Genomic DNA, 9,901 nt, shown 5'->3' with positions numbered 1-9,901 from the left:
GCAATAATTGACGTTTGGCGTTCCCGGACCTGCCCTCGCAGCGGCTTGCCGCCCTTCGTTTCATCTTCCTGCCTTTTGAACTCATTTCGGACACAGCTGATTTCAGTGTATCCACTGTGGCTCTGCGCGGGGGTTTTTGCTTTAGCAATCTTCTCCATCCAGAATCAAGTCGCGGACCACCTTACCTCCTGAGGTATTTATGAGTAACAACCTCGACCAGCTCACCGATTGGTTGAAAGAGCACAAGATCACCGAAGTCGAATGCATGATCAGTGACCTGACCGGCATCACACGCGGCAAGATTTCGCCTACCAACAAATTCATCGCCGAAAAGGGCATGCGCCTGCCCGAGAGCGTGCTGCTGCAGACCGTGACCGGCGACTACGTCGACGACGACATCTATTACGAATTGCTCGACCCGGCCGACATCGACATGATCTGCCGCCCTGACGAGAACGCCGTGTTCCTCGTGCCGTGGGCCATCGAGCCCACCGCGCAGGTAATCCACGATACCTACGACAAGAAGGGCAACCCGGTCGAACTGTCGCCGCGCAACGTGCTGAAAAAAGTGCTCAAGCTCTACGCCGACAAAGGCTGGCAGCCGATCGTCGCGCCGGAAATGGAGTTTTACCTCACCAAGCGCAGTGAAGACCCGGACTTCCCGCTGCAACCGCCGGTAGGCCGTTCCGGTCGCCCGGAAACCGGCCGACAGTCGTTTTCTATCGAAGCGGCGAACGAATTCGACCCGTTGTTCGAAGACGTGTACGACTGGTGCGAGCTGCAGCAACTGGACCTCGACACGCTGATCCACGAAGACGGCACGGCGCAGATGGAAATCAACTTCCGTCATGGCGACGCCCTGCACCTGGCCGACCAGATCCTGGTGTTCAAGCGCACCATGCGCGAAGCAGCGCTCAAGCACAACGTGGCGGCCACCTTCATGGCCAAGCCGATGACCGGCGAGCCGGGCAGTGCCATGCACCTGCACCAGAGCGTGGTCGACGTGGCCACGGGCAAGAACATCTTCAGCAATGCAGATGGCAGCATGAGCGAACTGTTCCTGCACCACATTGGCGGCTTGCAGAAGTTCATCCCCGAGGCGCTGCCGCTGTTCGCCCCCAACGTCAATTCCTTCCGCCGCTTCCTGCCCGACACATCGGCGCCGGTCAACGTGGAGTGGGGCGAAGAAAACCGCACCGTCGGTTTGCGTGTACCGGATGCCGGCCCGCAGAGCCGCCGGGTCGAGAACCGCCTGCCGGGCGCTGACGCCAACCCCTACCTGGCCATCGCCGCCAGCCTGCTGTGTGGCTACATCGGCATGGTCGAAGGTATCGAAGCCAGTGCGCCGGTGCAGGGCCGTGGTTACGAACGGCGCAACCTGCGCCTGCCGCTGACCATCGAAGATGCCCTGGAGCGCATGGAGAACAGCCGTGCGCTGGTGCAGTACCTGGGCAAGAAATTCATTACCGGCTATGTCGCCACCAAGCGCGCCGAGCACGAGAACTTCAAACGTGTAATCAGCTCCTGGGAGCGTGAGTTCCTGCTGTTTGCTGTCTGATCAACCCTGGCGCCGCAGGTGCGCGGCGGCCGAACTACGGAGAAGCCCATGAGCGTCAACAACCCGCAAACCCGTGAATGGCAAGCCCTGAGCGGGGAGCATCACCTGGCACCTTTCAGCGACTACAAGCAGCTGAAAGAGAAGGGGCCACGCATCATCACCAAGGCCCAGGGTGTGCATTTGTGGGACAGCGAGGGGCACAAGATTCTCGATGGCATGGCCGGCCTGTGGTGCGTTGCCGTCGGCTATGGCCGCGAAGAGCTGGTGCAGGCGGCAGAGAAGCAGATGCGTGAACTGCCGTACTACAACCTGTTCTTCCAGACCGCCCACCCGCCGGCGCTGGAGCTGGCCAAGGCGATCACCGAGGTGGCGCCGCAAGGCATGACCCATGTGTTCTTCACCGGCTCCGGCTCCGAGGGCAACGACACGGTGCTGCGTATGGTCCGCCATTACTGGGCGCTGCAGGGCAAGCCGCAGAAGCAGACCATCATCAGCCGCATCAACGGTTACCACGGTTCGACCGTCGCCGGCGCGAGCCTGGGTGGCATGAGCGGCATGCACGAGCAGGGTGGCCTGCCGATTCCGGGCATCGTGCACATCCCGCAGCCGTACTGGTTCGGCGAAGGCGGCGACATGACGGCGGACGAATTCGGGGTGTGGGCTGCCGAACAGCTGGAGCAGAAAATTCTGGAGGTCGGCGAGGACAACGTTGCCGCGTTCATCGCCGAGCCCATCCAGGGGGCCGGCGGCGTGATCATCCCGCCTGAGACCTACTGGCCGAAGGTGAAGGAGATTCTGGCCCGTTACGACATCCTGTTCGTCGCCGACGAAGTGATCTGCGGTTTCGGCCGGACCGGCGAGTGGTTCGGTTCCGACTACTACGGGCTGCAGCCCGACCTGATGACCATCGCCAAGGGCCTGACCTCCGGGTACATCCCCATGGGCGGGGTGATCGTGCGGGACACCGTGGCCAAGGTCATCAGCGAAGGGGGTGACTTCAACCACGGTTTCACCTATTCGGGCCACCCGGTGGCCGCCGCCGTAGGCCTGGAAAACCTGCGCATCCTGCGCGACGAGCACATCGTCGAGAAGGCGCGCACGGAAGCGGCACCGTATTTGCAAAAGCGTTTGCGTGAGCTGCAGGACCACCCGCTGGTGGGCGAGGTACGCGGCCTGGGCCTGCTCGGCGCGATCGAGCTGGTCAAGGACAAGGCCACCCGCAGCCGTTACGAAGGCAAGGGTGTGGGCATGATCTGCCGCAACTTCTGTTTCGAAAACGGCCTGATCATGCGCGCTGTGGGTGACACCATGATCATCGCGCCGCCGCTGGTGATCAGCCATGCAGAGATTGATGAGCTGGTAGAAAAGGCGCGCAAATGCCTGGACCTGACACTCGAAGCGATTCGGTGAGCGTTTGCTAGGCTAGCGAAGTGACATTAAGTCGTTACCAGGCCCTGCTTTCCTTGATACAGGGCCCGGTAACTTGCCAGACTAGCGACTGTTTCAGTCGCCGCACGCTCTGCACCGTGGGTTCTGGCAGCTGAACGGAAGGCTAAACAAAAATTCTGGAGCATTACGCATGAAGAAAATGGGCAAGACGTTGCTGGCCGCCGCCCTGATGGGCGCCATGGCCTCCGCTGTTCAGGCTGAAGACAAGGTGTTGAACGTCTACAACTGGTCGGACTACATCGCTCCGGACACCATCGCCAAGTTCGAGAAACAGACAGGCATCAAGGTCAAGTACGACGTCTTCGACAGCAACGAAACCCTCGAGGCCAAGCTGCTGGCTGGCAAGTCGGGCTACGACATCGTGGTGCCGTCCAACAACTTCCTGGCCAAGCAGATCAAGGCCGGCGTGTACGAAGAGCTGGACCGCTCCAAGCTGCCGAACTGGAAAAACCTCGACACCGACCTGCTCAAGGCCGTGGGCGATGCCAGTGACAAGGGCAACAAGCACGCCTTCCCGTACATGTGGGGCTCGATCGGCATCGGCTACAACCCCGAGAAGGTCAAGGCCGCGCTGGGTGTGGACAAGATCGACTCGTGGGACGTGGTGTTCAAGCCAGAGAACATCGCCAAGCTCAAAAGCTGCGGCGTAAGCTTCCTCGACGCGCCGACCGAAATGCTGCCGGCCGCGCTGCACTACCTGGGCCTGCCGACCGACAGCACCAAGAAGGATGACCTGAAGGCCGCCGAGGACCTGTTCCTCAAGATCCGCCCTTCGATCACCTACTTCCACTCGTCCAAGTACATTGGCGACATGGCCAACGGCAACATCTGCGTGGCCGTTGGCTACTCGGGTGACCTGGAGCAGTCCAAGGCCCGTGCCCATGAAGCCGGCGACAAGGTCAAAGTGGACTACGTGATTCCGAAAGAAGGCGCCGGTACCTTCTACGACATGGTCGCCATCCCCAAGGATGCCGAGCATAAAGACGCTGCCTACCAGTTCATGAACTTCCTGATGCAGCCGGAAATCATGGCTGAAATCACCAACGCCGTGCGCTTCCCGAACGGTAACCAGGCCGCGACCCCGTTGGTCGACAAAGACATCACCAGCGACCCGAGCATCTACCCGCCTGCCGACGTGAAGAAAAAGCTGTACGCGATCGCCGCGCCTGATGCTTCGGTACAGCGTGTGATCACCCGCAGCTGGACCAAGATCAAATCGGGCAAATAAGCCCGGTGGCAGTACCTCCGGGCCGGTAAATGCCGGCCCAGAGGCTTTGAAAGGCAATTGTTCATTGCGGCATCGAAGCTGCGAAGGTAAGTTGCGCGCCGGTTTTGCGTGTGCGGCAGCATTGTCGCTACCCAGGCACTGATTGTGAGGACCACCCACTTGTCTATTTCTGTATTCCGCAAGGCCTTGCTGGCCGGCGCGGGCCTGACGCTGGCATGCAGCGTCCAAGCGGCGCCAACGGTGCACTTCTATAACTGGTCCGACTACATCGGCCCGACCACACTCGCGGACTTCGAGAAAGCCACGGGCATCAAGCCCGTGCAGGATGTGTTCGACTCCAACGAAACCCTGGAAGGCAAGCTGCTGGCCGGTAATACCGGCTACGACGTGGTCGTGCCGTCCAACCATTTCCTCGGCAAGCAGATCAAGGCGGGCGCGTTCCAGAAGCTCGACAAGAGCCTGCTGCCCAACTATTCGAACCTCGACCCGGCGCTGATGAAGCGCCTGGAAAAGAACGACCCGGGCAACCAGTACGCGGTGCCCTACCTGTGGGGCACCAACGGCATCGGCTACAACGTCGACAAGGTGAAAGCCGCGCTAGGCGTGGACACCATCGACTCGTGGGCCGTGCTGTTCGAGCCCGAGAACATGAAGAAGCTGTCCAAGTGCGGGGTAGCCTTCCTCGACTCGGCGGACGAAATGCTCCCGGCGGTGCTCAACTACATGGGCCTGAACCCCAACAGTACCAACCCCAAGGATTACGCCAAGGCCGAACAGAAGCTGCTGGCCGTGCGCCCTTACGTGACCTACTTCCATTCGTCCAAGTACATCACCGACCTGGCCAATGGCGACATCTGCGTCGCGGCGGGCTTCTCGGGTGATGTTTTCCAGGCCAAGGCCCGCGCTGAAGAAGCGAAGAAGGGCGTGAACCTGGCTTACGCCATTCCCAAGGAAGGCGGCAACCTCTGGTTCGATGTACTGGCGATTCCCAAGGACGCCAAGAACGTCAAAGAGGCGCATGCCTTCATCAACTATTTGCTGAAACCTGAGGTTATCGCCCAGGTCAGTGATTACGTCGGTTACGCCAACCCGAACCCCAAGGCTGGCGACCTGATGGACCAGGCCGTGAGGACTGACGCCGCGGTTTACCCACCGCAGGAAGTGCTGGACAAGATGTTCGTCAATTCAGAGTTGCCACCCAAGGTGCAACGGCTGATGACCCGCAGCTGGACCAAGGTCAAGTCGGGCAAGTAACAATCCAGACCCGCGCCGGCGCCTGCCAGGCAGGCCGCGCGGGCACAAAAATCTTGTTGGGAGTTTCACTCATGGCAGTTGCCTCCGGTGCCTATAAAAAAGCCCTCGAGGGTGGCCAGCAACCCAAGCAGGTGCTGGTCAAGATCGACCGGGTCACGAAAAAATTCGACGAAACCGTAGCCGTGGACGATGTGTCCCTGGAAATCCGCAAGGGCGAGATCTTCGCCCTGCTCGGTGGCTCCGGTTCCGGCAAGTCCACCTTGCTGCGCATGCTGGCAGGCTTCGAACGCCCGACCGAAGGGCGGATCTACCTCGATGGCGTCGACATCACCGACATGCCGCCGTACGAGCGGCCGATCAACATGATGTTCCAGTCGTACGCCTTGTTCCCGCACATGAGCGTGGCGCAGAACATCGCCTTCGGCCTGCAGCAGGACAAAATGCCCAAGGCCGAGATCGACGCCCGCGTGGCCGAGATGCTCAAGCTGGTGCACATGACCCAGTACGCCAAGCGCAAGCCGCACCAGCTGTCTGGCGGCCAGCGCCAGCGCGTGGCCCTGGCCCGCTCGCTGGCCAAGCGCCCGAAGCTGCTGCTGCTTGACGAGCCTATGGGTGCGCTGGACAAGAAACTGCGCTCGCAGATGCAGCTGGAACTGGTCGAGATCATCGAGCGCGTGGGGGTGACCTGCGTGATGGTGACCCACGACCAGGAAGAGGCCATGACCATGGCCCAGCGCATCGCCATCATGCACCTGGGCTGGATTGCCCAGATCGGCTCGCCGGTCGATATCTACGAAACGCCTACCAGCCGCCTGGTGTGTGAGTTCATCGGCAACGTCAACCTGTTCGAAGGCGATGTGGTCGACGACGCCGAGGGCTACGCGATCATTGCCAGCCCGGAACTGGAGCGCAAGATCTACGTTGGCCACGGCATCACCACCTCGGTGGAAGACAAGCACATCACCTATGCCCTGCGCCCGGAGAAACTGCTGGTGACCACCAAGCAGCCGGAGTTCGAGCACAACTGGTCGCGTGGCAAGGTGCACGATATCGCCTACCTGGGTGGCCACTCGGTGTTCTACGTCGAGCTGCCCAGCGGCAAGGTGGTCCAGTCGTTCGTCGCCAACGCCGAGCGCCAAGGCGCGCGGCCGACCTGGGGCGATGAAGTGTATGTGTGGTGGGAAGATGATAGCGGCGTGGTACTGCGGTCATGAAACTGCGCAAGCTCAAGCGAGCCTTCCAGCGCATAACCCCGGAGGGGCGGCACCTGGTGATCGGCGTGCCGTTCATCTGGCTGTTCCTGTTCTTCATGCTGCCGTTCTTCATCGTGCTGAAGATCAGCTTCGCCGAAGCCGACGTGGCGATCCCGCCCTACACCGAGATCTACACCTACGTCGAAGACAAGATCCAGCTGGTCCTGAACCTGGCCAACTACGGCTTGCTGACCGAGGATGAGCTGTATATTTCCGCTTACCTGGGTTCGCTGAAAATGGCGTTCTTCAGCACCCTGCTGTGCCTGCTGATCGGCTACCCGATGGCCTACGCCATTGCCAACGCCAAGAAGGAAACGCAGACGGTGCTGCTGTTGTTGATCATGATGCCGACCTGGACGGCGATCCTGATCCGCGTCTACGCCTGGATGGGCATTCTCAGCAACAACGGGCTGCTCAATGGCTTCCTGATGTGGACGGGGCTGATCGACCAGCCGTTGCAGATCCTCAACACCAACCTGGCGGTGTACATCGGCGTGGTCTATTCGTACCTGCCGTTCATGATCCTGCCGCTGTTCGCCAACCTGGTAAAGCACGACCCGTCGCTGCTGGAGGCCGCTTCGGACCTGGGTTCGAGTACCTTCAACAGCTTCTGGAAGATCACCGTGCCGCTGTCGAAGAACGGCATCATCGCCGGCTGCATGCTGGTGTTCATCCCGGTGGTGGGCGAGTTCGTCATCCCCGAGCTGCTCGGCGGCCCGGAAACCCTGATGATCGGCAAGGTGCTGTGGCAAGAGTTCTTCAACAACCGTGACTGGCCGGTGGCCTCTGCCCTGGCGGTAGTGATGCTGGCGATCCTGATCGTGCCCATCCTGCTGTTCAACCGTAGCCAGGCCAAAGAGATGGAGGGCCGCGCATGAAACGCTTCAGTTTCTCCAAGCTGATGCTGGTGCTGGGCTTGCTGTTCATCTACCTGCCGATGCTGATCCTGGTGATCTACTCGTTCAACGCCTCCAAGCTGGTGACGGTGTGGGGCGGCTGGTCGGTGAAGTGGTATGTCGGCCTGCTCGACAACACCCAACTGATGGGTTCGGTGATGCGCTCGCTGGAAATTGCCTGCTACACGGCGGTGGCAGCGGTGGCGCTGGGTACCCTGGCCGCGTTCGTGCTGACCCGCGTCACCCGCTTCAAGGGCCGCACGCTGTTCGGCGGCCTGGTCACCGCACCGTTGGTAATGCCCGAGGTGATCACCGGCCTGTCGCTGTTGCTGCTGTTCGTGGCCATGGCGCAAATGATCGGCTGGCCGCAGGAGCGCGGCATCGTCACCATCTGGATCGCGCATACCACGTTCTGCGCCGCGTATGTGGCGGTGGTGGTGTCGGCGCGCCTGCGTGAGCTGGACTTGTCGATCGAGGAAGCGGCGATGGACCTGGGTGCCAAGCCGTGGAAGGTGTTCTTCCTGATCACCATCCCGATGATCGCGCCATCGCTGGCGGCGGGGGGCATGATGTCGTTCGCGCTGTCGCTGGACGACCTGGTATTGGCCAGCTTCGTTTCCGGGCCTGGCTCGACCACCTTGCCGATGGAAGTGTTCTCGGCGGTGCGCCTGGGTGTGAAGCCCGAGATCAACGCCGTGGCCAGCCTGATTCTGCTGTCGGTGTCGCTGGTGACCTTCTTTGTCTGGTTCTTCAGCCGCCGTGCCGAAGAGAACCGCCGCCGGGCGATTCAGCAGGCGATCGAAGAGGGTGCAGCAGCGAACGCTTCACAGCCGCAGGTCAAGCGCCCGACGCAAGTGGCGGCTTCGGCCTGATCCGGCCTTTTCGCGGGCTTGCCCGCTCCCACAGGTACAGCGCAAGTCTCAAGGCCTGCGCTGTACCTGTGGGAGCGGGCGAGCCCGCGAAGGCCCCAGCACCGATTCAAAGCCATACCGCATCCCAGTGTGGATAATCCCTGACACTCCGGACCAAGCCTGCCCTCAAGGGATTGGCAACGATGTACCGGGCCACATGCACCACATTCTCTTCCCGTCGCAGTGCATGGTCGTGGTACCCCGGTTGCCATATCGGCTTGTGCCTGACACCTGCCTTGCGCAAGGCAATGGCTGTGCGTGATTTGAATTTGCGCATCAGTGTCGCCAATGCCACGTCCTTCAGTTCGATCAACCAATGCAGATGGTCGGGCATCACTACCCAGGCCAATGACCGGCAGTCCTCGATGCCATCGGATACCCGCAGGTGTCTGACCACCAGGCGAGCGTGGTCGAAGTCATTGAACAGTGGCCGCCGCAGGTGAGTTTTGGTGGTCAGCATGTAAAGCCTGCCTGGCTCGGAAAAGCGCCCACGGCGCAGCAGATGGGATTCGGCTAACGGCATTGTGATCTTCCTTGAAATTGAACCTCCCTTTGAAAGTAGTGGCTGAAGCGGGGTGGCTGGGTGGTTGGTGGTTTCCGGATATAACTGAAGCATGTGCTTGGCTGTGCCGGCCCTTTCGCGGGCTTGCCCGCTCCCACAGGAAAAGCGCAGGCCCTGAGACTTGCGCTTTTCCGGTGGGAGCGGGCGTGCCCGCGAAGAGGCCGGCGCAAGCGCCGAAACTGCCGAACTGACCCCCGTCAGTGATGTTTATCGAACCCTGAACTACGCTGACAGTCGCATCCCACAAACCATTTGTGCGCAAGCAAGGAGCCTGCATGACGTTGATACGTCCGCTGTCGGTCGTTTGCCTGGGGCTGCTGTGCATGCTCGCCGGGTGTAGCAAGGAAGAGGTGCCTGAAACATTGCCGCGGGTGGGCGTGCAGCAGGTTCAACCCACCGATTTCGCCGCCAGGGTCACCCTGACCGGCGATGTACAGGCGCGGGTGCAGACGGACCTGTCGTTCCGTGTGGGGGGCAAGATCATTTCGCGCAGCGTCGATGTGGGTGACCACGTCAAGGCCAACCAGGTGCTCGCACGCCTGGATCCGAAAGACCTGCAGAACAACGTGAATTCGGCCAAGGCCGAGGTGTTTGCCGCGCAGGCGCGGGTCACCCAGACCCGCGCGGCCTTCGTGCGTCAGCAAAAACTGCTGCCCAAGGGCTATACCAGCAAAAGCGAATACGATGCCGCCGAAGCGGCGCTGCGCAGCAACCAGAGCGCGCTCAAGGCGGCCCAGGCGCAACTGGCCAGTGCCAATGAACAACTCGGCTACACCGCGCTGGTCTCCGA

Annotated in this window: 9 protein-coding genes; 8 read left to right on the top strand and 1 reads right to left on the bottom strand. The window is 61.2% G+C overall.

Features of this window, described 5'->3' with window-relative positions; genetic code table 11:
• Window positions 1–199: 199 nt before the first annotated feature.
• From APH30_RS24340 to APH30_RS24310, 7 genes are all read left to right on the top strand, one after another.
• Window positions 200–1,558 carry a glutamine synthetase family protein gene (locus APH30_RS24340; RefSeq protein ID WP_009681719.1) on the top strand — a complete coding sequence of 453 codons (1,359 nt, stop codon included), beginning with the start codon at window positions 200–202 and terminating at the stop codon, window positions 1,556–1,558.
• A gap of 48 nt (window positions 1,559–1,606) precedes the next feature.
• Entirely contained in the window at window positions 1,607–2,968 is a 1,362-nt protein-coding gene (locus APH30_RS24335) for an aspartate aminotransferase family protein (RefSeq protein ID WP_054913990.1), read from the top strand.
• Window positions 2,969–3,137: 169 nt separating this feature from the next.
• Entirely contained in the window at window positions 3,138–4,235 is a 1,098-nt protein-coding gene (locus APH30_RS24330; protein ID WP_054913989.1) for a polyamine ABC transporter substrate-binding protein, read from the top strand.
• A 159-nt stretch (window positions 4,236–4,394) separates the two neighbouring features.
• Window positions 4,395–5,489, top strand: a complete 1,095-nt coding sequence (locus APH30_RS24325) for a polyamine ABC transporter substrate-binding protein (RefSeq protein ID WP_009681716.1) — start codon at window positions 4,395–4,397, stop codon at window positions 5,487–5,489.
• 71 nt (window positions 5,490–5,560) lie between these two features.
• Window positions 5,561–6,703 carry a polyamine ABC transporter ATP-binding protein gene (gene potA, locus APH30_RS24320; RefSeq protein ID WP_009681715.1) on the top strand — a complete coding sequence of 381 codons (1,143 nt, stop codon included), beginning with the start codon at window positions 5,561–5,563 and terminating at the stop codon, window positions 6,701–6,703.
• On the top strand, window positions 6,700–7,620 hold the full coding sequence (locus APH30_RS24315; protein ID WP_009681714.1) for an ABC transporter permease subunit: 921 nt from the start codon (window positions 6,700–6,702) through the stop codon (window positions 7,618–7,620). The genes potA and APH30_RS24315 overlap by 4 nt, the downstream gene beginning before the upstream one ends.
• A complete protein-coding gene (locus APH30_RS24310) occupies window positions 7,617–8,510 on the top strand; it encodes an ABC transporter permease subunit (protein ID WP_054905162.1) in 894 nt (297 codons plus the stop codon). Before APH30_RS24315 ends, APH30_RS24310 begins: the two co-directional genes overlap by 4 nt.
• A gap of 106 nt (window positions 8,511–8,616) precedes the next feature.
• Here the strand turns inward: APH30_RS24310 and APH30_RS24305 are convergent, their stop codons facing one another.
• Complete coding sequence (locus APH30_RS24305) at window positions 8,617–9,072, bottom strand: transposase (RefSeq protein WP_054913988.1); 456 nt, start codon at window positions 9,070–9,072, stop codon at window positions 8,617–8,619.
• 314 nt (window positions 9,073–9,386) lie between these two features.
• On the opposite strand from APH30_RS24305, the gene APH30_RS24300 reads away from it, so the two are divergent.
• The coding region (locus APH30_RS24300) for an efflux RND transporter periplasmic adaptor subunit (protein WP_156326642.1) at window positions 9,387–9,901 on the top strand (515 nt) is incomplete at its 3' end.

The organism is Pseudomonas sp. NBRC 111127 (assembly GCF_001320345.1).
GTDB lineage: Bacteria > Pseudomonadota > Gammaproteobacteria > Pseudomonadales > Pseudomonadaceae > Aquipseudomonas > Aquipseudomonas juntendi.
This window is presented reverse-complemented; position numbering and strand designations above follow the sequence as displayed.